Source organism: Natrarchaeobius chitinivorans (genome assembly GCF_003841505.1).
Classification (GTDB): domain Archaea; phylum Halobacteriota; class Halobacteria; order Halobacteriales; family Natrialbaceae; genus Natrarchaeobius; species Natrarchaeobius chitinivorans.
Map to the genome: position 1 here is coordinate 189,948 of NZ_REGA01000004.1, position 24,499 is coordinate 214,446.

22 protein-coding genes are annotated in these 24,499 nt (G+C 64.7%); 10 read left to right on the plus strand and 12 right to left on the minus strand.

The genetic code is table 11. The features are described from left to right. Positions 1-135: 135 nt before the first annotated feature. Positions 136-1,344, minus strand: coding sequence for a nucleotide exchange factor GrpE (gene grpE / locus EA473_RS06920; protein WP_124194935.1), 1,209 nt, complete (start codon positions 1,342-1,344; stop codon positions 136-138). Between the two features lie 107 nt (positions 1,345-1,451). Between grpE and EA473_RS06925 the strand changes: the two genes are divergently transcribed. From EA473_RS06925 to EA473_RS06935, 3 genes are all read left to right on the plus strand, one after another. Then, positions 1,452-2,972, plus strand: coding sequence for a DEAD/DEAH box helicase family protein (locus EA473_RS06925; RefSeq protein ID WP_124194936.1), 1,521 nt, complete (start codon positions 1,452-1,454; stop codon positions 2,970-2,972). 140 nt (positions 2,973-3,112) lie between these two features. Continuing rightward, positions 3,113-4,648: a DUF790 family protein gene (locus EA473_RS06930; RefSeq protein ID WP_124194937.1), complete on the plus strand. Its 1,536-nt coding sequence runs from the start codon at positions 3,113-3,115 to the stop codon at positions 4,646-4,648. A 157-nt stretch (positions 4,649-4,805) separates the two neighbouring features. After that, positions 4,806-5,000, plus strand: coding sequence for a cold-shock protein (locus EA473_RS06935; protein WP_097009945.1), 195 nt, complete (start codon positions 4,806-4,808; stop codon positions 4,998-5,000). Positions 5,001-5,176: 176 nt separating this feature from the next. Here EA473_RS06935 and EA473_RS06940 read toward each other — a convergent pair whose 3' ends face one another. Further along, on the minus strand, positions 5,177-5,551 hold the full coding sequence (locus EA473_RS06940) for a hypothetical protein (protein WP_124194938.1): 375 nt from the start codon (positions 5,549-5,551) through the stop codon (positions 5,177-5,179). A 156-nt stretch (positions 5,552-5,707) separates the two neighbouring features. Between EA473_RS06940 and EA473_RS06945 the strand changes: the two genes are divergently transcribed. Further along, positions 5,708-6,400 (plus strand): hypothetical protein, encoded by a 693-nt coding sequence (locus EA473_RS06945; RefSeq protein ID WP_124194939.1) that lies wholly within the window; start codon positions 5,708-5,710, stop codon positions 6,398-6,400. 177 nt (positions 6,401-6,577) lie between these two features. Beyond that, the gene (locus tag EA473_RS06950) at positions 6,578-7,420 is read left to right on the plus strand and encodes an alpha/beta fold hydrolase (protein ID WP_124194940.1); all 843 of its coding nucleotides are present in this window, start codon (positions 6,578-6,580) and stop codon (positions 7,418-7,420) included. 10 nt (positions 7,421-7,430) lie between these two features. Here the strand turns inward: EA473_RS06950 and EA473_RS06955 are convergent, their stop codons facing one another. From EA473_RS06955 to EA473_RS06965, 3 genes are all read right to left on the minus strand, one after another. Next, a complete protein-coding gene (locus EA473_RS06955) occupies positions 7,431-7,979 on the minus strand; it encodes a DUF7122 family protein (RefSeq protein ID WP_124194941.1) in 549 nt (182 codons plus the stop codon). Beyond that, the gene (locus EA473_RS06960) at positions 7,976-8,887 is read right to left on the minus strand and encodes an RsmB/NOP family class I SAM-dependent RNA methyltransferase (RefSeq protein ID WP_124194942.1); all 912 of its coding nucleotides are present in this window, start codon (positions 8,885-8,887) and stop codon (positions 7,976-7,978) included. The genes EA473_RS06955 and EA473_RS06960 overlap by 4 nt, the downstream gene beginning before the upstream one ends. Positions 8,888-9,121: 234 nt before the next feature. After that, on the minus strand, positions 9,122-11,185 hold the full coding sequence (locus EA473_RS06965) for an SLC13 family permease (protein ID WP_124195052.1): 2,064 nt from the start codon (positions 11,183-11,185) through the stop codon (positions 9,122-9,124). 373 nt (positions 11,186-11,558) lie between these two features. Between EA473_RS06965 and EA473_RS06970 the strand changes: the two genes are divergently transcribed. From EA473_RS06970 to EA473_RS06990, 5 genes are all read left to right on the plus strand, one after another. Next, on the plus strand, positions 11,559-12,308 hold the full coding sequence (locus tag EA473_RS06970; protein WP_124194943.1) for a proteasome assembly chaperone family protein: 750 nt from the start codon (positions 11,559-11,561) through the stop codon (positions 12,306-12,308). A gap of 161 nt (positions 12,309-12,469) precedes the next feature. Then, the gene (locus tag EA473_RS06975) at positions 12,470-13,846 is read left to right on the plus strand and encodes a geranylgeranyl reductase family protein (RefSeq protein WP_124194944.1); all 1,377 of its coding nucleotides are present in this window, start codon (positions 12,470-12,472) and stop codon (positions 13,844-13,846) included. Between the two features lie 66 nt (positions 13,847-13,912). Further along, the gene (locus EA473_RS06980) at positions 13,913-14,755 is read left to right on the plus strand and encodes an aldo/keto reductase (RefSeq protein WP_124194945.1); all 843 of its coding nucleotides are present in this window, start codon (positions 13,913-13,915) and stop codon (positions 14,753-14,755) included. A gap of 173 nt (positions 14,756-14,928) precedes the next feature. Next, positions 14,929-15,681, plus strand: coding sequence for a hypothetical protein (locus EA473_RS06985; RefSeq protein WP_124194946.1), 753 nt, complete (start codon positions 14,929-14,931; stop codon positions 15,679-15,681). Between the two features lie 172 nt (positions 15,682-15,853). Further along, positions 15,854-16,033: a DUF7333 family protein gene (locus EA473_RS06990; protein ID WP_124194947.1), complete on the plus strand. Its 180-nt coding sequence runs from the start codon at positions 15,854-15,856 to the stop codon at positions 16,031-16,033. Positions 16,034-16,192: 159 nt separating this feature from the next. Here the strand turns inward: EA473_RS06990 and EA473_RS06995 are convergent, their stop codons facing one another. From EA473_RS06995 to EA473_RS07025, 7 genes are all read right to left on the minus strand, one after another. After that, positions 16,193-17,164, minus strand: coding sequence for a phosphoadenosine phosphosulfate reductase family protein (locus EA473_RS06995; protein ID WP_124194948.1), 972 nt, complete (start codon positions 17,162-17,164; stop codon positions 16,193-16,195). A gap of 295 nt (positions 17,165-17,459) precedes the next feature. Next, positions 17,460-18,569: a non-hydrolyzing UDP-N-acetylglucosamine 2-epimerase gene (gene wecB / locus EA473_RS07000; protein WP_124194949.1), complete on the minus strand. Its 1,110-nt coding sequence runs from the start codon at positions 18,567-18,569 to the stop codon at positions 17,460-17,462. A 761-nt stretch (positions 18,570-19,330) separates the two neighbouring features. After that, positions 19,331-19,912: a DUF7110 family protein gene (locus EA473_RS07005; RefSeq protein WP_124194950.1), complete on the minus strand. Its 582-nt coding sequence runs from the start codon at positions 19,910-19,912 to the stop codon at positions 19,331-19,333. A 141-nt stretch (positions 19,913-20,053) separates the two neighbouring features. Continuing rightward, complete coding sequence (locus tag EA473_RS07010; RefSeq protein ID WP_124194951.1) at positions 20,054-20,398, minus strand: glutaredoxin family protein; 345 nt, start codon at positions 20,396-20,398, stop codon at positions 20,054-20,056. 103 nt (positions 20,399-20,501) lie between these two features. Continuing rightward, positions 20,502-22,220, minus strand: a complete 1,719-nt coding sequence (locus EA473_RS07015; RefSeq protein WP_124195053.1) for a class I adenylate-forming enzyme family protein — start codon at positions 22,218-22,220, stop codon at positions 20,502-20,504. After that, positions 22,217-23,359 carry a mandelate racemase/muconate lactonizing enzyme family protein gene (locus tag EA473_RS07020; RefSeq protein ID WP_124194952.1) on the minus strand — a complete coding sequence of 381 codons (1,143 nt, stop codon included), beginning with the start codon at positions 23,357-23,359 and terminating at the stop codon, positions 22,217-22,219. The genes EA473_RS07015 and EA473_RS07020 overlap by 4 nt, the downstream gene beginning before the upstream one ends. Then, positions 23,356-24,303, minus strand: a complete 948-nt coding sequence (locus tag EA473_RS07025) for a 1,4-dihydroxy-2-naphthoate polyprenyltransferase (protein ID WP_124194953.1) — start codon at positions 24,301-24,303, stop codon at positions 23,356-23,358. The genes EA473_RS07020 and EA473_RS07025 overlap by 4 nt, the downstream gene beginning before the upstream one ends. Between the last annotated feature and the right edge of the window lie 196 nt (positions 24,304-24,499).

The window sequence follows — 24,499 nt, forward strand, 5'->3', positions numbered from 1 at the left end:
TTTGTTTTAAACGTTACTAGCTGGTCTGCCGATTCGAATAAAACTCGAGTCGCACCGCTGTCGGGGGATCTCGAGGAGCCGTGTCCAAAATCAGTCACCGTCGAGCGTGGAAAAACACCTCCCGGATGTGGCTCGTTACGTCTCGTCAGCGTCGGCGCCCGAGTCGTCAGCGTCGGCAGCTGAGTCGTCGCTCGGGTCCGTCCCCGTCGAGACCTCCCCGCCGAGTTCGATCGGTTCGCCGTCGCCGTCCTGGTCTCCCTCAGCACCGTTCGCGCCGTCGCTACCCTCGCCGTCGTCCATCCCGGCTACGTCGCTGCCGTCGGAACCATCCCTCACCCCGTCGTCCGACTCGCTCGCTCCGTCTCCGGACCCCGTCCCCGTCTCGGCCGCCGCCGGATCGTCGGAGGGCTGTTGCTCGCTCGCTGTCTCGTCCCCTTCGGAGCCGTCGCTCGAGTCCGCGAGTTCGCCGTTGGAGACCGTCACCTGTGCGTTCTGGATGACCTTCTCGCTCATCTCGTATCCGGGCGTGTAGACGTCCGCAATGGTCCCCTCGGGTTGATCGCTGTCGACGCGCATCATAACCTCGTGGCGCTGCGGGTCGGCCTCGGCCCCGGGTTCGGGATCGATCTCGGAGACGTTCTCGTCCTCGAGGACCCGGTCGAACTCCCGGAGGGTCATCTCGACGCCCTCACGAAGGTCCTCGGCGTCCCCGCTTTCCTCCCCGAGAGCTCGTTTCAGGTTGTCCCGGACGCCGACGAGCCGTTCGACCAGATCCTCGGTGGCCCGATCTTTGATCTGCTGTTGGCGCTTTTTTGCACGCTTTTTGTAGTTCTGGAAGTCGGCTTGCTTGCGCTTGAGCCGACTCTTGAGGTCCTCGATCTCCGATTCGTACTCCTCGAGTTGCTCCTCGCGTTCTGACAGCGCCTGCTCTCGACTCTCGAGGTCGTCCTGGAGGTCGCCGATGGTCTCGGCCTGTGCCTCGACGCGCTCGGAGAGATCCTCGAGTTCCTCGCGCTGGTGGTCGACCGTCGCCGAGAGCTCCCGTACCTCCTCGATGATCGAACTAATGTTCTCGGCCAGTTCGTCGTCGTAGGCTGTAACCCGCTCGAGGAGTTCCTGGGCGTCCTCGCCCGCATCGCCGATCGGGTCCGACCCGTCCGCGGCCGAGTTCGCGTCCATCGGCTCTCCGTCGGCGGGGTCGGACGCCTCCGAGTGCTCGCTCGATTCAGTCTCTTCGCACTCCTCGCTTTGCTGCTGTTCCGCGACTGTCGCCTCGTCCTCGTCCGGTTCGTCTCCGGACGGGACTCCCTGGGCGGCCGAATTCGTGCCCTCGTCTTCGCTCATGTTCGGCTCAACGAACAGCGGAAATAAAAGGGTTGAGGTCGCCGCTTCCGAGAGGTTCTCACAGAGTTGACCTGTCGGTTTTCCCCGTCCGGTGATCCCGGTAGTATATGTCCGATCGTCACCGTACACCGAACGTGACGCGGCCACCGGACGACGATGCGACGGTCGAACTTCGGTACGAGGACGGTACGATCCGGATCGATAGCTTCGAAACCGGTGACACGCTCGAGGACGTCCTCGAAGCCGTAACCGCCGACTTCCAGGCGGACCACCGGTCGGGAGGCTGGCGCATCCCGGCAGTTCACTACGCCGCCGTTCGCGAGGCGCTCGCAGACGCCGAGATCGACGTCGACGATCACGCCCTGTCCCTCGAGTCCGTCCCCGCCCTCCAGTCGGCGTACGAACTCCGCGAGTACCAGCAGGAGGCGCTGTCGGCGTGGCTCGAGACGGATCGCTGGGCTGACGCCGGTGGCGCTTCAGGTCGTCCCGACAGCGCACCGGCTGGAGTCCTCGAGCTTCCGACCGGCAGCGGCAAGACCGTCGTCGCACTCGAGGCGATCGCCCGCCTCGGCGTGGCGACGCTAGTCGTCGTGCCGACGATCGACCTTCTAGAGCAGTGGATCCGCGAACTCGAGACGGAGTTTTCCGGTTCCGAATCGGCGGTCGATTCGGCACGGAATCGGGCAGCGGCGTCGTCCGACGGGGTCACGATCGGGCGTTTTGGCGGCGGCGAGCAGCGCCTCGAGCCGATCACGGTTTCGACGTACGACTCGGCGTACCTGAAATCCGACGCCGTCGGCGATCGGTTCGGGCTCGTCGTCTTCGACGAGGTTCATCACCTCGGTGGCGAGGGCTACCGGGAGATCGCTCGTCTGCTCGCCGCGCCGGCGCGACTCGGGCTGACCGCGACGTTCGAGCGACCCGACGACGCCCACGAGATCGTCGAGGAGCTCGTCGGACCGGTCGTCTACCGGGTCGATCCCGAGGAACTGGCCGGCGATCACCTCGCTCCCTACGACGTCAAACGGCTCGAGGTGGCGCTGACGCCCGACGAGCGCGAGGAGTACGAGCGAAAACAGGAGATCTTTACGACCTATCTGGCGCGGTCGAACGTCCGGATGCAAAGCGGCTCGGACTACCAGGAACTCGTCAAACGGTCCGGGAACGACCCCGAGGCGCGAGAAGCCCTCCTCGCGCGCCAGCGCGCCCGAGAGATCATGCTCGGGAGCGAGGCCAAACTCGAGACTCTCGAGGGAATCCTCGCAGACCACCGCGAAGAGCGGACGATCGTCTTCACGGCCCACAACGACCTCGCGTACGACGTCAGCGAGCGCTTTTTAATTCCGACGATCACCCACCAGACGGGGACCGCCGAACGCCGGGAGATCCTCGAGCGATTCCGCGAGGGAACCTACAGTCGAATCGCGACGTCGAACGTACTCGACGAAGGAGTCGACGTTCCCGACGCCTCCGTCGCGGTCGTGCTCTCGGGAAGCGGGAGCGAGCGGGAGTTTACCCAGCGACTCGGTCGGATCTTGCGGCCGAAATCGGACGGGAGCCGCGCGCTGCTGTACGAAGTGATCAGCCGCGAGACCGGCGAGGAACGGGTCTCACAACGTCGCCGGTGAATTCGAACCGGTGGGAAACGGGTCTCACAACGTCGCCGGTGCATTCGAACCTATGGCCGGCGATCCGCAACCGGCGTAGTCCGACGACCGCGCCACCCGTCCGGACGACTTTTGATTTTCGGGCCTCGAGAGGTGGACGAATGCTGACGAAGGACCTGCTTCGCGTCTCGCGCGCCGGCGGCGGCTACCACCCCCGGTTCGCCGGCCGCGAACACCGACCGCTCGCGGCGCGCGTGATCGGGACGTACCAGGGTCACGTCGGCGAATCGCGTGCGGAACTCGAGGACTCCCTGACGTCGCTCGAGCGCGACAGCGACGACTTCAAACTCGTCCGGGGATTCGCCGCGTTGCTCGAACGCGACGCGGCGTTCGAAACCGAGGCCGCGGTCGACCCCGAACGCGCGCGCCGAAAGGCGTTCGAGGCCGCAGAGGCCGTGGGCGTCGTCACCGAAGACGAGCGAGCAACGGCGCTCGCCCGCGCCGGCGACTCGCTCGCCCTCACGACGGACGACGTCGAGCGGTCGCTGTACGCCGATCTCGAGGAGCGACAGGTCCTCGTCGACGTCGACCTCCGCTGGGATCCCGACGGGCTGATCGCGCAGTACAACCTCTCGCTCGCCCAGACCGCGCTGTTCGACGCGACCGAACTGCGCGTCCGCTCGAGCGATCCGAAAGCGCTCGTGTCGGCGGTCAAGCGCCTCCGGCTGATGTACGAGATTCGCCGGAGCGACGACGGCGGGAGTCGGACCAGCGGAATCAGCGATCGGGAGGTCGTCGTCACCGGACCCACGCACCTCTTCCGGGCGAGTCGTCGGTACGGAACCCGGTTCGCCCGCCTCCTGCGGACGGTCGCGAGCGCCGACGCGTGGTCACTCGAGGCGACGATCGACGACCGCGGAACCGAACGACGCCTGGAACTCTCGGACGACGATCCGGTCGCCGTGCCCGACGCCGACCCGGTCGCCGACGTCAGCTTCGACAGCGGCGTCGAAGCCGACTTCGCGGCGCGCTTTTCCGCTCTCGATCTCGAGTGGGACCTCGTCCGCGAGCCCGAACCCCTTGCGACGGGACACCGGGTGATGATCCCCGATTTCGCGTTCGACTACCGGTACGACGATTTCCGGGTGTTCTTCGAGATCATGGGTTTCTGGACCCCGGAGTACGTCGAGAAGAAACTCGGCCAGCTCGAGGACTTAGAGGACGTCGAACTGGTCGTCGCCGTCGACGACTCCCTCGGCGTCGGCGAAGAGATCGCCGCTCAGGACTTCCGTGCGATCCCCTACTCGGATACCGTCCGCGTAAAGGACGTCGCGGACGTCCTCCGGCAGTACGAGCGCCAACTCGTCGCGGAGAGCGCGGCCGACCTCCCCGAGACGCTTCGCCCGGAGGCGGACGTCGTCTCGCTCGAGTCGGTCGCCACAGATCGCGGCGTCAGCGAGGACGCGCTGGACGGGATCGCGTTTCCCGACCACGAACTGGTCGGCCGGACGCTGGTTCGACCGGCGGTGCTCGAGGCGCTGGCTAGCGAGATCGACGTCGGCATGACCCTCTCGGCTGCGGAAGACGTCCTCGAGGGGTACGAGATCAGCGACTCGAGTGCGATGCTCGCCGAACTCGGCTATCGCGTGGAGTGGGAGGGCCTCGCCGGGGGAACGATCGTCGAACGCGAAGAGTGACAGCGGCAGTCGTTCACACACGGACCGAAACGGTCGTGTCACAGTTCGCGCCGATCGGATCTGACAGTCTGTTGGCGGCGATGATACCCGCCGCGTCCGTCGTGGTACCACGACCCTCGCAACTGTTATCCGTGCAGTGGGCGTACGTTTGTTCGTAATGGCGAAAGGTAACGTTGATTTCTTCAACGACACAGGCGGCTACGGTTTCATTTCGACGGACGACGCGGACGATGACGTATTCTTCCACATGGAAGACGTCGGCGGCCCGGACCTCGAAGAAGGCACAGAGATCGAATTCGACATCGAACAGGCCCCCAAAGGCCCACGCGCGACGAACGTCGTCCGCAACTAATTCCGGTCAGATCGTCGCCTGACGGTGACACTGAGCGAAATTTTCCGACAACCGAAAGCGAAGAGACGCCTCTCTTATCAGGGATCTACACGGACAGCTATCGGCCAATATCGGTGGGACCGCGGACGGGATGCGGTTGCACTCGATACGCAGAGACGACAGTCCGTGCAGCTGGATCACACCACGAGATTGGCCCCGACGAGCGTCACCTGGAAGATTACGACGGCGGTCATCGTTCCGAACGCGACGAGTTCGTAGTACGCCCGACCATCCTCGAACGACTCGACGCGCTCGAGACGACGCCCCAACAGTGACAGACCCGCGAAGAGCGCCGTCACGATAATCGGGAACGCGGCGAGAACCGCGAGGGTCGGTGCGTACTCCGGGCCGAGTTGGTAGTGGGTCCCGACGCTCCAGTGGATTCGCAGTTGCGATCCGAGGAACTGCAGGGCGACGAGACTCACCGCGATACTCGAGAGGACCACGATCAATCCGCCGCCCGCGGTCGGTCGGAATCGAGTCCCCGTTCGTTCGCCGATATTCAGCGCCATCACGTCCGACCGAACGGCCCCCGGATAAAAAACGGGGTGAGCACCGCTTCACGGTCTGCAGTCGTGAAAACGCCTATATCAGGCTTCTGCTCGGACCAATCGCGTGGAGAATCGTTTCAACGATTACTATATCTCAGTACGCGCTGACACGTCGATATGGCGTACGTCCGATCACTCTCGACGGAGTACCGAACGGTCGACCGCTGGGACGACGGTGTCGGCTGGATCGCACACCCCGACGAACTCGGTCGTCGTGCGAGCCACGCCGTTCGCGGCCAGGACGGAGTCTGGTTGATCGATCCGGTTCGGTCCGTCGACGTCGACGAGTTGATTGGGACGCTCGAGGACGACGTCGTCGGCGTCGCGGTCTGTTCGTGCTGGCACGCTCGGGACGCCGACTGGTTCGCGCGGGAATACGACGTGCCCGTCTTCGTGCCCGAGTGGATGGGACGCGTCGAGGAGCGAACCGACGCGCCGGTCCGTCGCTACGACGGCACGCTCGACGCCTCGACCCACGTCGTTCGCTGTGAGCCGATGCCGATGTGGGAGGAGGCGATCATCTACTGGGACTCCCACGACACCCTCTACGTTCCCGACTCGATGGGGACGGTCGGTTCGTTCGTCGTCGGCGACGAGCGGATCGGGCTGGAGGTGCTTCGGCGACTCGCCCCGCCGCGGTCTCTTCGGCGGTTCGAGCCGGAGCGAATCATCGTCGGCCACGGCGACGGCGTCTTCGAGGACGCGACGCGGGCGCTCGAGAATGCACTGGCTGGTGGGCGGCGGCGGTTCCCCCGCGCCGTCCTCGAGAACGGCCCGAAAACGGTTCGTTCGCTCGTCGGTGCCATCTGATGAGCGGGAGCCGTAACGGATCGGAAAATCCGGCCCAGACGTGAGGTGTCGTGGGATCGTCCGCTCCGCGTCCGAAACACGGCACCAGCACGTACACGGCACAGCACCATCACGGACAAAACAGGCACCACCACGTGCAACCGTTTTGCGTGGCCGGGTGGAGCGTTCGAGAACACGATGATCACCTCTCTCCCTTCCGAAACCGGACGGTTCGCGGAGGCGTTTCCGTACGTACGAGTCGGCACCGGTCCGGAGACGTTGCTCGTGATACCCGGACTCGGAGACGCGATGTTCGACGGCGAGTACGGTCGGATCGGGACGGCACTCACTCGGCGGAACTTCGATCGCTTCGTCGGGGAGTACACGGTGTACGTCGTGAGCCGGCCTCGAGGGCTGGCGAAGGACAAGTCCATCGAGCGGATGGCGCGTGAGTACGCGGGCGTCCTCGAGAGGGACGTCGGAACCGCGTCGGTGCTCGGCCTCTCGATGGGCGGGCTGATCGCGCAGGAACTGGCTCGACTTCGACCCGACCTCGTCGAACGCCTGGTCGTGGGCGTCTCCGGCTGTCGGGTCGCTGCGGGCAGTCGCCCCATTCTCCGGGACCTGCGGGGACACGCCCTCGAGCGCGAGTGGACGGCGATCCGCTCCCGGCTGTACGACGAGATGTTCACGGGGATGCGCCGACGGTTCTACCCGTTTCTCTCGGGAACCGTCGGCCGGCTTCGCCCACCGACGCCCGCCTTCGGAAGCGACGTCGTCGTCTCCATCGACGCGATCCTCGCGTACGATGGCTCGGACCGACTCGAGGGGATCGACCCCAGAACCCTCGTGATCGGCGGCGACGACGATCCGTTCTACCCCGAGGAGATCCTGCGGGAGACACACGCCGGACTCTCGGACGCACAGCTTGCGATGTTTCGAAACGCCAGCCACGGCGTCTTCCTCGAGCGAAAAGCCGCGTTCGATAACTGGACGAGGCGGTTTCTCGACGGAGAGACGACTCGAGTGCGCCAGCAGTAGCCTGCAAGAGTTAAAGTTCTCGCTGCCGTCCTTTCGGAACCATCGAACGAAGTTCGCCGTGGACGTACAGTCCGACCCCGATCGGCTCGAGGTCGCCGGCAATCTCGTGGGCCGCGATCAGATACCCCCAGTCGCCGTCCCACTCGAGTTCCTGGTCTTCGCCGGCGACGAACCGGCGTGCCGCCTCGGGATCGAGTTCGATCACGCACTCGCTTGCGTGACGGCCGAAGCGCTGGACGAAATCGGTCGTCGGCTTCCAGTGTTCCTGGCGCGTGCGCAGGCAAGTCATGCCGATGGCTTCGATCTCGACCGGCGAGGACGCCTCGCCGGCGTAGATCCAGATCTTCCCCGCTCCCTTCTCCCAGAACGAGTAGTCGTCGAACGTCTCGGGCGGAATTCCGAACCGGTCCTCGAAGTACTCGAGGACCTCGCGTCGGCTGGCGCGTCCCTCGACGGTTCGTTCGGCCGCCGTCGCCGGCAGTCGATCGAACCGCTGGCCGACGTTCGACTCCAGCCCGGTGTCTCGATCCTCGGCGGCAGTCCCGTCACCGTCGGTCATTCGGCGGTCACCTCGAGTTTCGCGACGAAGAAGCCGCCGGTGTCGTTGTGGTGGGGATAGATGCGTGCGGCCCGCTCGAGCGTCGGATCGAACGTCTCGTCGTTCCACTCCCGGAGGCCGGGCGCGTACTCGAGGTCGAGATCGAAGTCGACGACGCGACAGGGTTCGTTCTCGATAGCGTGCTGGACGACGGCTTCGTTCTCCTCCGGCGCGAACGTACAGGTCGAGTAGACGACGGTGCCGCCCTCCCGGGTCGTCTGAATCGCTCGTCGGAGGATGCCCTTCTGGATTCCGGCGACCGAGTGGAGGTGACCTTCGGACCAGTTGTCCAGTGCGTCGGGGTTCTTCCGGATCGTCCCTTCGCAGGAACAGGGGGCGTCGACGAGCGTCCGGTCGAACGCGTCGAACGGGAACGGCTTCAGCGAGTAGTTCCTGGCGTCGGCGTTCGTAACCGCGAGGCTCGTCGCCCCCAGCCGTTCGGCGTTGAACCGCAGCGCCGAGATTCGACCGAGGTTGTTGTCGTTGGCGACGACGGTGCCCCGGTCGTCCATCAGGGACGCTATCTGGGTCGCCTTCCCGCCGGGCGCGGCACAGCAGTCCCACACCCGTTCGCCCGGTTCGGGATCGAGGACGACCGGCGGCACGGCCGAGACTTCCTCCTGGCCGTGCGTAAAGCCGTGGACGGACGACCACGTCGACCCCGGTGAATCGGTCTCGAGGCGAAGCACGCGCGGGTTCCACGCCGCCTGTTCGAACGCGACTCCGTCTTCCTCGAGCGCGGCCGTCGCCCGCTCGACGGACGCCTTGATGGTGTTCACGCGGACCGCGTTTCCGAGCGGTCGGTCGCAGGCGGCGAGAAACGCCTCGAACTCGTCGACGATCGGCCGGTACCGCTCGAGTGGCTCCATCGATCGTCGATTGGGAGGCGCGGCGCTTGTGGGTTTCGAAGCACAGCATCGAACCGACTCGTCCGGTCGATTCGAGCAACGAAACGAAGACAGAGTCAGAACCGAGTTGCGCCTGATCAACACGCAGAGCCGTCAGTACGGCGGACCAACCACGACGCACCCGGATACGAGAACGGCCTCGAGCGCGTTTCGTCCGTTCGGGGACGGACTTCGGTGACGATCGAAACCGCTCGATCACAGTCCCCAGATGAGGACGATTCCGGCCGTCGTGACGAGCGCAAGCAGAAACTGTAGCGGGGCACCGACCTTCAGGAAGTCGGTGAACTCGTATCCGCCGGGACCGTACACCATGAGGTTGGTCTGATAGCCTACCGGCGTCATGAACGAGGTTGCGGAAGCGAACATGACCGCGATCAGGAACGAAAATTCTGAGACACCCAGTCTCGACGCGGCGTCGACCGCAATCGGAATCATCAACACGATCGTTGCGACGGGGGTGATGACGTTCGCGAGCAGTCCCGTAACGATATAAAACAGTAACAGGACCAGCACCAACGGGAGGACGTCGCCGGTCGCGACCAGAGAGCTAGCGATGAACTGAGAGCCCCCGGTTTCCTCGAGGGCGATTCCGAGCGGGATAACACCCGCGAGCAGGAATATGACGTTCCAGGAGACGGCATCGTACGCGTCGCTCGTCGAGAGACAGCCGGTGACGATCATGGCAAAGACGCCGGCGAGTGCCGCAATGACGATCGAGACGAGCCCGAGCGCAGCGGTTCCGACAACGCCGGCCATGATCGCGATCGTGAGCGGGGTTTTCGGCGATAACGGCGCCACTTCGTCGACGTCCTGCTCGAGCAGTCGATCAAACGCGTCCTCATCGACGACGATGAGGTCGTTCGTGCCGGCGAAGTACTCGATCGCCTCTGGAACCGTTTGAACCAGGAGAAGGTCACCCGGTTGTAATCGGAGGTTGGCGAGGTCGGTACGGAGCAACTCACCTTCGCGACGGACCGCGAGTACCGTCGTGCGATAGATTTTCCGGAGGTGTGTGTCGGCGATCCGATCCCCGACGAACGCCGACTCGGTGGAGACGACGACTTTTGCGAGCAGGTCGTTCCCCGCCGACTCGTCGAAGGTATCTTCGGTCACCGGATTCCGCACGAGTTGGCGGAGGCCGTGCGTTCCGACGAAGCGGTTGACCGCTTGTAGATTGCCGTGTACGGTAAGAACGTCCCCCTCACGGATCTGCTGATCGGGGTCGACGGAGACGACCGACTCGGTTTCTTCGGTCGTCGGCTCGAGAGACTGGACCGCCTCGGACGATAGTTCGGGCTCGATTGGTCCGTCCTCTCGATCGCGTTCCGTTACCGTCGACGGCTCGTCGAGAACGTCACCGTCGTATTCGAGGAGACGATCCGGCGCGCCGGTCGGATTCGATTCCGACGCGACCGTCTCTCCGCTCCGGCCCTCATCCGTAGAACGAAGGTCGGCCTCCCGGCGAAGCTGGAGAATACGAACCTTCGCCTCGATACGATCTTCCAGTTCGCGGACCGTAAGTCCAACCGGCGTCGACGTCGATCTGACTCGGACGTGAGTGAGGTAATCCTCGAGGTCAAACTCTTCGACCAGATCCGCATCGACCGGCACTCGAGCGGGCGTGAGCCATCGGCCGACGGTCATCAGGTACGTGAGGCCAACTATCAGGATCACGAGCCCGAGCCCGGCGAACTCGAACATTCCGAGCGGGCTGCGACCGAGTAACTCCACGGCGAACTCGCTGGCGAGGAGGTTGGTCGACGTCCCGATAAGCGTCAGCGTCCCGCCCAATATCGCGGCGTACGAGAGCGGAAGGAGGAGTTTCGACGGCGAAATTCCGATCTTCTCGGCGAGTTCGGAGATCATCGGAATGAAGATCGCCACGACTGGTGTGTTGTTGATGAAGCCCGCGATCGGACCCGTCGTCGCGATCGTGGCTGCCAGCGCTCGCCGCTCGCTCCCTCTCGTCACCTTCGCGAGGGACGCTCCGAGTCGCTGTACCAGCCCGGTCCGCTGGATACCCGCGCTGAGCATGTACATGGCGACAATCGTTATCGTCGCGGTGCTGGCGAACCCGGAGATAGCCGTTCGATGACCGACGCCGGTCAGCGGCTCGAGCGCGGCTAACGAGACGATAATGCCGATCGCAGTTACGTCGGTCGAGATCGCTTCAGTGACGAACAGCGCGAGCGCAACGGCGATGAGAGCGAATACGACGATCGCACCCGTCGAGAGATCCGTTCCGAACGTCCCGATCATGGAGCAGAGGCGTGGCTGGTGTGACAGTCGCAACCAGCCGATCGGTTCGACGACGGAGACCGTGACGGATCTCCGCGGGAATTGCTCTCGATACTCTCGCGGATCGATTCGACGACCGAGTACGCTGGCCCCGTCCGCCTCCGTTCGTCGCACGGATCGACGTGAGTTGACGGTCTGCTCGTCTCGATCCACCGCCCGTCATCACCGGTGTCAACTGGTTGCATCTCAGCGTTCGCCACCGGTGGAGAAGGCACACGCAACTCTCTTCAATAATCTTCTATAAGTGTGTCGGTTGCACTGATTGCAGGCGGTTCGACGCGGAAACCGGATATCGTGCCATCGTTTTATGGGTTCGCCGAATCTCTTCTCGCGTATGGCACAGATCCGCGTGCAGGGTCCGGAGGTCGACCTCGAGGAGCCGACGATCGTCGAGGGGTTCCCGGGCGTCGGACTGGTTGGAAAGATCGCGACCGACCACCTCGTCAGCGAACTCGACATGCGCTACTACGCGAGCGTCCACTGCGAGGGGCTGCCTCGGATCGGCGTCTACCGCGGCGGCGATCGAGCCGCGCGGCCGCCGGTTCGCCTCTACGTTAGCGAGGAGGAAGACCTGCTCGCCCTCCAGAGCGACGCGCCGGTGAGCGCCCGCGCCGTCGAGGAGGTCGCCGGCTGCGTCACCAGCTGGATCGTCGACCGCGAGGCGACGCCGATCTATCTGAGCGGGCTTCCCGCCGAGCGCGACGAGGAGCGGCCCGATCTGTACGGGATCGCGACCGGCGACGCCGGCGAGCGCCTCGAGGATCACGGCGTGGACGTCCCGCCCGAGGACGGCGTCGTCACCGGTCCGACGGGCGCGCTGATCAACCGCGCCGCACAGATCGACTACGACAGCATGGGCCTCGTCGTCGAGTGCAGCCCCCAGTTCCCCGATCCGGAGGCCGCGAGCGTCCTGCTCGAGGACGGCGTCGCGCCGATCGCGGAGCTATCGGTCGACGTGAGCGAACTCGTCGATCGAGCCGAAGAGATCCGACGAAAGCGCGAGCAACTCGCCCAGCAGATGCAGGCGATGGCCCAGGACGAGAGCACGCAGGCCCAGCCCCAGCCGCTCCGGATGTACCAGTAGTCAGACCGATCGTCGTCTCGATTTGCCGGCGGGAGCACAGCCAACTCGAGGATCGCCGATCGAGTCGGCGGATCGAACGCGAACCACGTTTCGTCGTCCTATCGGCGTCAGAACAATTCCCACGTGTTTTTTATTCTCCATTACGTCGTCGAAGAACAGAGATGCCAGCGTCCACGGAATCGTACGATATCGTCGTCGTCGGTGGCGGGACCGGCGGCTGTTTCGCCGCCGCGACCGCGGCTCGAGGGGGCCTCGACGTCGCGCTTCTCGAGCGCAAAGACGAGGACGAAGCGGGGAAGATCGCCTGCGGTGACGGAATCAAGGGGAAGAGTTCGTTCCCCGACGTCGTCGACCGAGAGCGGCTCAAATCGGAGTCGTTCACCAACCGGGAAATCAGCCGCGGCATCTTCGAGAACCCCCGGACCGGGGAGTCGATCGAGATTCCGTTCGGCCAGACGGGAGCGGTCGTCGACCGATGGCGGTACGGGCAGGTGTTGCTCGACGAGACCGACCGCGCTGGTGTCGACATCCACTACGACACGGTCGTCAACGACGTCGTCCAGCAAAACGGTGCGGTGACGGGCGTCACCGCGGTTCGCGAGGGTGACCCACTCGAGTACGAGGCGGACGTCGTCGTCGACGGCGCGGGAGCGCTGTCGGTGCTCCAGGACAAGGCCGACTTCGCGTCGTCGTCGTTCGACACGAACGTCAACTACTCGCAGTTTTGCTCGGCCTATCGCGAGGTCCTCGAGATACCGGAGCCGGTCGAATGGGACGACGCGCTGGTGTTCAAACCGACGGCTGAACTGGGATACCTCTGGTACTTCCCGCGCTCGTCGACGGAGATCAACGCGGGGCTTGGCTTCCAGATGTGCCAGGAGCCCATGGAGTTAGTCGACGTGCTCAAAGACGACATCGCCAACAGGGCGGAGTTTTCGGGCGCGACGGTCAAGAACAAACTCGGTGCGGCGTTGCCGACTCGGCGGCCGTACGATTCGGCAGTCCACTCCGGGTACGTGGCCGTCGGCGACGCAGCCGGCCACGTCAATCCCTGTACCGGCGGCGGAATCCCCGGAGCGGCGAAAGCCGGCCACTGGGCCGCCCAGGTCGCGATCGACGCCATCGCCGACGGCGACACGAGCGAGGCCGCGCTGTGGGAGTACAACGAACGCGTCCAGACGGACTTCGGCAAGCGCTTTGCGGCGATGGACCTCTACAACATCTTCGGAACCGCACACGAACTCGACGAACTCGTCTCGATCGTCACCGCCGTGCCCGGCCAGCAACTCGTCGACGCGATCGGCAAGAAAGGAACCGCGGACATGAGCCTCGGCCTCAAACTCAAGACGCTGGTGAAGACCGTCGGCCACTGGGACGTCCTCTACGAACTGTACAAGGTCCAGAAGGCCGCGACCTCGCTCAAAGACGTCTACGACAGCTACCCCGCCGCCCCCGATCACTTCGACGCCTGGCAAAGCGAACGCGATGCGGTCCTCGAGCAGGTCTACGAGATCACCGGTGCAGAGCCCAAGTACTAGCACTCCCAAGCCCGACGACCGTTCCGCAACCGCAACCCATTTTCTCGCGCTGTCCGTTGCGTTCGTATGGTATCCGAAGACGCCGGCGAAGACGAATCAGCACCGAATCCGACCGTAAACGGCGTCCCGATGCTCGGAATCGGAACCTGGCAGAACGAGGATCCGGACCAGTGTGCAGAAAGCGTCCGGACGGCCCTCGAGATGGGGTATCGCCACGTCGACACCGCGCAGGCCTACGAAAACGAAGCCGCCGTCGGCGAGGGGATCGAACGAGCGACCGTCGACCGCGAGGAGGTCTTTCTGGCGACGAAAGTCTGGCTTTCGAATCTGGCTCGAGAGGACGTCCTCGAGACGGCTCGCGAGAGTCTCGATCGACTCGGCGTCGACTCGGTCGACCTGCTTTACGTCCACTGGCCGGCACGGACGTACGACCCCGCGGAGACGCTCGACGCGTTTTCCCACCTCTACGACGAGGGCCTGATCGAGGGCGTCGGCGTGAGTAACTTCCTCCCCGAACAACTCGAGGAAGCGATCGATATCTGTGACGCCCCGATTCTGGCGAATCAGGTGGAACTGCATCCGATGCTCCAGCAGTCGGATATTCGGGCGGCCTGTGCAGCCAACGACGTTGCCGTCGTCGCGTACTCGCCGCTGGCACGAGGCGAGGTCTTCGATCGGCCGGAAATCCGAGAGATCGCGGCCGAACACGACGTCAGCGAGGCACAGGTCAGTCTCGCCTGGCTTCGGGAGAAGGGCGTCGTCGCGATCCCGAAAGCGACGGGCGAAGAGCACATTCGGGACAACTTCGAGTCGCTGTCGCTCGACCTCGAGCCGGAAGAGATCGACGCGATCGACGCGATCGACGAGGTCGACCGGCAGGTCGATCCGGAGTTCGGCCCCTGGAACTGATACTGTTGGACAGAACTATTTGAAGATCGGTCGCCCTCCTGCGGCCGTCTCCAACGGTGCCGGCCGCGAATTCGCGACCTCACTGACTTCTGTCCAACAGTATGATCCGCGGACCTGTCGAGCGGCCGGAAAGAGAAGGAAAGTTTACGGTACGTCGGTAGTTTGGCTTCCGTATGTCAACCCGCTCTCGGAGAGGTGGTGGAGGTGGGGTCGTCGGCGCGGTTAGAGCCGACCTCGGGCGGTTACACGGAGCGTGGATGGAGATCATCTTTCCGCGTCAGCGCGGCCGTGGCCACTCCGTCATGGGCAAGTGGAAACCGGAGACGCTTCCGCAAAAGATCGGCTATCACGGTTGGAGCGTCCTCGGAACGATCGGCTTGCTCGTCCTCTATCCTCTCACGGTTCTCGGCTTTGCAACTCGCTACTACGCGGTGAAACTCGACTCGACGCGGACGCGTCTCGGCATCGTCGGCATCACGGGTATCGCCGTCGTCGCGTGGGGGACGCTGACCGTTATCGCACACTTGCGATTGCCTTTCGACGCCTTCCTCGCGGTCGCGGCCGCAAGCGGTGTGGGTATCGTATCGGCAGCACTCGCGGCGGGCTTTTCGAAGGTCGGCGGCAGACTCACGTCGGTGCTGTTCGCGTACCCCTTCGCGATGACCGCGATCTTCCTCCCGCCGGTCGTCGCCGCGCTCGTGACGCCGGCGCTGCAACCGTACGTGCTCGATCCGAGCTACGACTTCGCCGTCTGGATCCTCGACACCATCCTCCACGTCGGCGGACTCAACGAGTGGCTCCGGGCGAACTTCACGCTCGAGGGGGCGGCGTACGCCGCGATGTGGATCGGTATCTCGTTCCCGCTCGGCTGGTTCCTCGGGATCCCGATCGCACTGGCCGATCTCGTGCGACCATCGGACGACTGATCTCGAGAGGTGGCCGTTTTGCCGGGACGATTTTCCGGTTCCCGACGATACTCGGTCGCTCGCATCCTTCCGTCGCGTATGGAGTTCGATCTATAGTAGCCACTGAAAGTCATTGCACACCCGATCGCCAGATGGATCGGCGATCGGTGTGTAACCCGTTTCAGTTGTTACTATAGCGAAAACAGTCGGGGCGTTCGCACTGATCGTTGCTCTCGGGGCCGCCGGATTGCTCGTTTCCCCGATGATGGCGACCGATACCGTGGTGACGATGGTCGTCCCGTCGATGATCGTCTTCGGCGCGATCGTACTCGCCATCGGAGTCAAACACGGCGAGTACCGCGCGACGCGGTGAGCAGCGACGCCGGCCCGCATCGACGAGCGACACGGGGTGGGACACTGGAGTCGTGCGAGGCCGACCGAAATCGGTCACAGCGGGGAGAACGGTCACAGCAGAGAGAACGGTCACAGCGGGGAGAACGGTCACAGACCGAGACGCACTACGGCGCGGGCGTCACATGTAGCCGAGATCGCGAAGCCGTTCCATCAGGTCTTCTTTGTCCTGTGCACGACCGGCGCGTTCGGTCGTCGTCTCGAGGTCCTGGAGCCAGGCCGGATCTTCGTCGCTCTTTTCGGTGCTGATCTCGCTGCCGAGCGAGCGGAAGCCGGCGAAGTACTTGGGCGAGACGGGGATATCGTCCTGGGTGAGGTCGTTCGGCAGGTCGTCGTCGCTCTGGGGGACGTAGCCGTCGTCGGGGAACTCGGCGACGGTGTCGGGGACGACGAAGTTCCAGAACGCCTCCCAGACGGCAGCCTCGTCGAACTGCAGGATGGGCTGGACGCGGTCGTGTGGCGGGTAGATATCCGGATCGTGTCGCGGCGAGAAGAACGTCTCGTCGGCGCGGGCTTCCTGTTCGTCCCAGCGGACGCCCGAGATGACGCCGTCGACGTCGTACTCCTCTAAGGCGTCGTTGAGCGCGACGGTCTTCAGCAGGTGGTTGCCCGCGTAGGTGTCGAGCAGGAACGGGAACGTCTCCTCGTCGTACTCGAGGATGTTCTCGACGTGGTGGCGGTTGTGCTCGGAGAGGTCGGAAACGGGGATCTCGTCGCCGGGTTCGAGGTCGTTCTCCTCGACGTACCCGCCGATGTCCTCGTTGCGCGCGTAGATGACCTCGAGATCCCACTCGTCGGCCCAGCGGTCGACGAAGTCGTGGATCTCGTCGAAGTGCTGGTAGTGGTCGATGAAGATCGCCGGCGGCACCTCGAGGTCGTACTGCTCGGCGACCTCTTTGACGAAGTAGAGCACGAGCGTGGAGTCCTTGCCGCCGGTCCACATGACCGCCGGATTCTCGTACTCCTCGAGGCCCTGTCGGGTGACCTCGATCGCCTTCTCGATCTTGTCGTTGATGTGCGAGTAGTCCGCCGGGTCTTCGCCGTCTCCGTCGTCGTAATCGACATCGACGTACTCGGGGAAGTTCGTTTGCATCGTCTGTAATTAGATATAATTACCACACTTAAACCGTTTGGGAGTCCGGAAACCTCTGACGGAAACTGAGACCGCAGGCCCCGTCCCACGATCGGAGTGGCTGACCGTCTCGTGCGCCGCGTGCACTGGTTGAACGGCCCTTTCCCGTGTCGTTCGGGCAGCGTGACGGCCCACCTCGTTGCCGAACCGCCGCCGCCGGATGGGGAAACACTTGCCAGTACCACAAACCGATGTGGGGCCGACAGCTCGCGATGGGATACGGCACCGCCACGCCGGCCGATCGACAGCCCGGAGCTCAATCGAGCGAGGGTACTTCGAACTGTCGTTCCGAACCCTCCGCGTCGAACTGCGTCTCGAGCAACCGGACGATCCGACGGGCGGCGGTCCCGTCCCCGTAGGGATGTGGATTCGACTCCGGTTCCCACCCGTCGCGAAGGCCGTCGCGTATCGCGTCCGCGTCCGACCCGACGAGTCTGTTCCACCCGCAGTCGATGGTTTCGACCCACTCGGTTTCCTCACGGAGCGTGAGACAGCGTGTCCCGAGGAAAAACGCCTCCTTCTGTACGCCGCCGGAATCCGTCGCGACGCGCTCGGCGGCGTCGAGCAACCGGACGAAATCGAGATAGCCGAGCGGTTCGATCACCTCGAGTTCGTCCGTCGCACGGTCCCAGAGGTCGTACTCCTCGAGTCGAGAGACCGTCCGCGGGTGTGCCGGAAGGACCACCGGGAGCGGTGCCGACGCGAGTCCGTCGAGTATCGAGGCGAGCCTCGAGCGGTCGTCCGTGTTTCCGGCCCGGTGGACGGTCGCCAGGACGAACTCCTCCTCGCGAACCTCGAGTTGCTCGAGGATCGTCGACCGCCGTCTCGAGCGCTCGCGCGCGTCGAGAATCGCGTCGTACATCACGTCGCCGGTCCAGTGGACGCCGTCGGTGATTCCTTCCTCGGCGAGGTTGGTTACCGCGGCCTGACTCGGCGCGAAACAGAGTTCGGAGGCGTGGTCGGTCAGCACCCGATTGACTTCCTCGGGCATCTCCCAGTTGTCGCTTCGCAGCCCTGCTTCGACGTGTGCGACGGTGAGGTCCCGCTTCGAGCCGACGATCGCGCCCGCCAGCGTCGAGTTGGTGTCGCCGTAGAGCAAGAGCACGTCGGGGTCGGTCTCCTCGACGACGGGCTCTAACGCCGCGATCATCTTCGCCGTCTGGCGACCGTGGGTATCCGACTCGACGCCGAGGTTGTACTCGGGTTCGGGGATGTCGAGTTCCTCGAAGAAGACGTCGGACAACGCTTCGTCGTAGTGTTGACCGGTGTGAACCAGAACCTCCTCGCCGACGTCACGAAGTTTTCGAGAGACGACCGCGGCCTTGACGAACTGCGGGCGAGCGCCGACGACGGAACAGACCCGCATCAGTTCACCCCCGGGTCGTCATACTGTCGGACAGTATTAGTGTACTCGCCCATCCGTCCGAACGCGCACCGGTTGCCTTCGCCCCCGGAGTCGCCACCGGACCGTCCAATCCACGGACTGGCCACCGACGACCTGATGGAAAAGCGGCATACGCGGATCACTTCGGAAATCATGGCAGTCTCCCCTTCTAGAACGCATCATTTCGTTATCGTGGCGTTACCGGATCGAAGCCGGTCACTGTGGCTCTCGGCCGAGGACGTCTGACGGCCCCAATCGCCGTCGTTCGCGGCTAACTCGAGTGAACCCGGAAACGAAGCGTGCCACGACCGTCGAGCCCGGAGACGAAGTGTGAATACGACCCTCCTCGCCGTTTTCCCCGGTCGCAAACGCGACCGACGCTCTCCAGTTTCTCACCAATGTCCCCCGGATACAGTAGGCGGCGGCTACCGGCGGCTTTGTGCTCGAACGATAGCGTTCTCCCATTACTTCGAAAGTCAAAGTAATTCACTTCGAAGATCGAAGTGAAGGGGCGCCGAATTCGGGGGCTTCGCTCGAGTCAATTTTACTGTCGGGCAAAAGTCCGCAAACATTCGATCGCTTCTCACGGCTCGTCACCGACGGTGACTTCCGCGCGGTGAAAGCCGCAGAAAACGGAGTCCCCATACGGACCGCTGTCAGCCATTACCGAAGACCGTGCGCCGTCCCGCGGTTTCTGGTACACTGGGACAGCATTCCGTATCAGCCGGTGATGACAACCCGTATCAGTCGGTGATGAACTTGTTATCCCGCCAGTTGACGCCCGACTCGCCGGAGCCGTGATCTCGAGGCCCTTCCACGACCTCGATGTTCGCGGGCCGGGGTTCGCCTTCGACGATCCGGGTCGCCTCGAGGTCGCCGTCGTGCTCGGAGATCGCGGTCAGCGTCCCTTTTTCGGCGGCTTCGGCGATCCCACAGAGGACGAGGAACATCTCGTACTGGAGCAGCGAGTTCTGGAGGACCGTCTCGCGGTCGCCTTTGAACGCCGCGAACTCGACGAGTTCGGACTCGATCTCGTCTTCTTCCTCTTCGTCCCAGCGAAAGGAGTTACGCCGTTCGTCGGGGTCTTCCTCGTAGACCCGGTTTTCGGTGACGCTCGCTTTCAGTTGGGCGCTTGGCGTGTACTTGCTTACCGATTCGTCCTCGCCGACCGCCTTGAGAATGAGCGTGTTGTTTCGTCGCGTGATCTCCACGTCGTCGATTCCGTCGGGGTAGGTCACCTCGTCGATGTGTTCGCGAAGGTCTTCGAGGGGTAGTTCGAGCGTCGAGTGCAGCCGATATACGTGTCTGGATTCCTCTGTTGACATAGTGGGAAGGTGTACGACGACAGCTTTCGTACGTCTACGTACGAGGGCGTGACTTATATGATCTGCTATTAACTACGTGACGGATGCCTCCGGATAAATTCAACTCCGGCGTTCGGGGAGGGATATCGGTTCGATCGTCGATTACTCGGTTCGAAGCGTTTCGCCCAGTTCGTCTCGCTCCTCGAGTTCGGCGAGGATATCCGACCCGCCGACGAACTCGCCGTCGACGAACGTCTGCGGGATCGTCTCCCAGCCGCTGTGTTCCTCGAGTGCGACGCGGTACTCGTCTAAGGACTCGAGGACGTCGACCGTCTCGTACTCGTCGCGGTACTGGTCGATCAGTCCGAGCGCCCGTCGCGAGAACCCACACTGGGGCATCAGTTCCGTCCCCTTCATGAAGAGGACGACGTCGTTCTCTACGATGACCGTTTCGACCTGCTCGTCGACCTCCTCCTGATCGAGGCCCTGATTCGGTGGGAAGTCCATGGATCCCGGTACGGCAGACAGCGGGATAGGCCTTGCGTCATGACTCGCGAGCGTCCTCGCCGTCTCACTCGGATCCGTCATCGTCAGGCCGGATCCGTCATCGTCACGTCGGGCCCGACACGTCAGCACCGTCTTCGCGCAACCGCTCGCGGACCGCCTCCCGATCGACGGTTCCCGAAGCCGTCCGCGGGAGGGAGTCGACGACGGCGATCGTCTTCGGGTGTTTGAATCCGGCGAGTCGATCCCGGCAGTGCTCGAGAACCCCCGACGGCTCGAGTTCCCGCTGTCGCGTTTCGAAGTCGCCGCCATCCTCCGTCGAGTCGTCGCCGTCCTCTGCCGAGTCGTCGGCATTCTCCGACGAATCGTCGCCGTCGACCACCGGTACCACGAGCGCGGAGACGCGTTCTCCCCAGCGTTCGTCTTCGAGACCGACGACCGCGGCGTCGTCGATGGCCGGATGGGAACGCAGGGTGGCGATCACCTCGCCCGGATCGACGTTCTCGCCGCCGGTGACGATCCGGTCGCTCCGTCGGTTGAGAATCCACAGCCGGCCGCCGTCGTCCCTGTAGCCGACGTCGCCCGTGTGAAATCCGAGTTCGGAGACGGCGTCTGCGGTGTGATCCGCGTCGAGATATCCCGGCGTTACCGTCGGCCCGGAGACGACGAGTTCGCCCGGTTCACCCGGTGCAACCGGCTCTCCACCGTCGTCGACGATCGAGACGTCGGTCACCACCAGCGGCCGGCCGACGGTCCCCTCGTACTCTCGCGTCTCCGCCGGCGTCGCGGTCGCGACCTGCGAGGCCGTCTCGGTCATCCCGTAGGTCGGGTAAACCGGCACGCCGGCCTCGAGACAGCGCTCGAGAAGGTCGCTCGAGGCCGGTGCACCGCCGAGCAAGACGAATCGAAGCGCCTCGGGCGGCCGCCAGCCGGCCTCGAGCAGCCGTTTGCACATCGTCGGGACGAGCGAGACGCCGGTCACCCCGTACTCCTCGATGACGCGGCCGGTATCCCCGGCGGAGAACTCCCGCTGGATCACGACGGTCGTCCCGTACAGCACCGAGCGAACGACCGGTGCTAGCCCGCCCATGTGGTACATCGGGAGACAGCACAGCCACCGATCATCGGGCGAAACGCCGAGGCGGAACGCGGAGGCGGTCGCGCTGGCGACGACGTTGCCGAGCGTCAGGCGGACGACCTTCGGCTCTCCCGTCGTTCCCGACGTCCACACGAGCAGGTGGGTTCGATCCGACTCGAGTGAAATCGGCTCGAGATCGGCGAGCGAGTCCGACTCGAGATCGGCGGCCGGATTCGACCGGGGGCCGGAGTCGGTGAACGGCCGAACCGACGATACGCCGTCGCGGCTCGGTTCGTCGACGGACGCGATCGGGCAGTCCGCGGCGACCGAGATCTCGAGTGCGCGCTCCTCCGTCGCCGCCTCGCAGACGATCGCGTCCAGGCCCGTTCGTTCGGCTTTCGACTCGAGTTCCGCCACCGTCTCCCGGACGTTCAGCGCGACGACGACGATCCCGCGGCGCATCGCGGCGAAGTAGGTCGCTGCGAACGCGGGCCGCGTGTCCATCACGATACCGAGACGGCGGTCGGCGCCGCCGGCTGCGATTTCGCCCTCGTGACCGGCGATATCGGACTCCTCGCGGACCAGCGCCTCGAGACGCCGTGCGACGCCATCGACGCACCTGTCGAACTCGGCGTAGGTCCACTCCTCGCCACTGTCGGCGTCGACGACTGCCAGTTCGTCGGGCGACGTCGACGCGCGGTGAGCGAGGAGATCCCGGGTCGGCCACTCGAGCGGACCGATCGTCACTCCTCCCACACCCCCTCGACGCCCAGTCCCTTCGCCTGCGGGACGACCGCTGATCCGCGATCGAGAAAGACCGGATCGCGCCCCAGGTCCTCGGCGAGCAACTCGGCCGTCGCGAGGCCACAGGGTGGCACGTCCGGGATCGACGCCGCGAGGTGGACGGCGGCCGTCCGCGCGACGACGCCGTCGATCGTCGTCGTCACGATCGGCGTCATCTCGAGTTCCCTGACCCAGATCGCGATCTTGCGCGCGACGTCGATCCCGCCCAGCGCCATCGGTTTCAAAACGACCGCGTCGGCCGCTCCGGCTTCGCAGATCGCGTCGACGCCGTGCTCGAGCAGTCCCTCGTCCAGTGCGATCCGAACGTCCTCGCTTCGCTCCCGAAGCGCCGCGTGGCCCTCGAGCGCACCGGCCGGAAGCGGCTGCTCGAGGATCGAGAGGCCGACCTCGTCGAACGCCTCGAGGGCGGTTTCGGCCTGTTCGTACGTCCAGGCCTCGTTCGCGTCCGCGCGGAGTTCGATGTCCTCGCCGGCTGCCTCGCGGACCCGCCGGACGCGTTCGACGTCCTCGTCGACGCTTCGCAGTCCGACTTTCAGCTTACAGGACCCGAACCCGCGGTCGACCGCCTCGCGTGCGTTCACCGCCGAATCGGACGGGGTGCCGTCGCCGATCGTCGCGTTCACCGGAACCCGACCGATCATCGGTCCCTGACCGAGATATCGGTACAGCGGCGTCGCCTCTTTCGTCGCTTGCAGGTCCGTCAGCGCGAGCGACACCGCGTGCCGGGCCGCAACCTGGCGGTCGACCGCCTCGAGCGCGTCGCGCGGCCCGCCACTCCGAAGCGCGTCGGCCGCTCGCTCGAGGGCCGCCTCACAGTCCTCGCGGGATTCGGTCCAGCCCGCAAGCGGGGTCGCCTCGCCGTAGCCGACAGCCGCCGAACGGCCGACGGTAGCACCGATATTCGTCGCTTTTTCGTCGGTCGCTTCGCCGCCGTCGCCCCGCTCGCCCGGCCCGGGACCGTCGCTGATCCGGACCAGAAAGCCGTCGCGACTCTCGATCGTTCCGTCGGCTGTCTCGAGGGGGCTCGAAAGCGACAGCGAGAACGACCGGTACTCGAGAGAGTGCGTCGAATCGTCGGTCATACGATCACCAGTCCCGCCGCGAACAGTATCGCATAGAGTGCGAGCAGTTTCCCGGTCGCCTCGAGCGCCGGGTTGAGCGCGTCGCCGTCGGTGCGGGTCCAGACGGTCCGTGCCGTCAACGCGGCGTACGGCAGCGTCGCGAGCGGCAGCAAGACGCCGGGACCGACGCCTTCGCCCAGCCAGAACCAGACCGGAATCACGTAGGCGAGGGCGATCATCGCGGTGTACTCGAGGCGACTGATACGGTAGCCGAATCGGACCGCGAGGGTTCGTTTGCCGGTCTCGGCGTCGGTCTCCCTGTCGCGGACGTTGTTCACCACGAGGATAGCTGTCGAGAGCCCCGCGACGGGGAGGCTGGCGAGGACTGCTTCGCGAGTGACCGTCCCCGGCGGAACCGTCGTCGGGACTCCCGAAATCGGGAGGGCGGCGACCGCCTGCACGTAGTAGGTGCCGACGACGGCCACGAGGCCGAAGAAGACGAAGACGAACAGGTCGCCGAGGCCGTGATACCCAAGCGGGTACGGACCGCCGGTGTAGGCCCACCCACAGAAGACGCTCACGAGACCGATCACGAGGATCGGCAACCCGCCGACGAAGACGAGGTACGTCCCGGTGACGATCGCGAGTCCGAACGTCACGATCGTTGCGAGTTTGACCTGCTCTGGCGGGATGATTCCCGCCTGTGTAACCCGTGTAAACCCGTCTCTGTCCTCCGTATCGGCTCCCTTGATCGCGTCGTAGTAGTCGTTCGCGAAGTTGGTTCCGACCTGGATCAGCGCCGCCCCCACGAACGCCATCAGCGCCGGTAACGGCGCGAATACGCCCTCGTACATCGCGAGCCCAGTTCCCACGATCACCGGTGCGGCAGCCGCCGGCAGCGTCTGCGGGCGGGCGGCCATCACCCACGCCTTCGTCCGTGACATTTCGACGTCGGCCGTGCTCATTTGCTCGAGTGTCCCACTCGAGAGAGTGTCAACGTTGGCATTGCCACCGCACGTGTGGGGACACTCTCGAAGGGTACGGCTGGGGACACTCTCCGAGGGGATGGCTGGGGACACTCTCGGAGGGGATGGCTGGGGACACTCTCCGAGGGGATGGCTGGGGACACTCTCGGAGGGGATGGCTGGGGACACTCTCCGA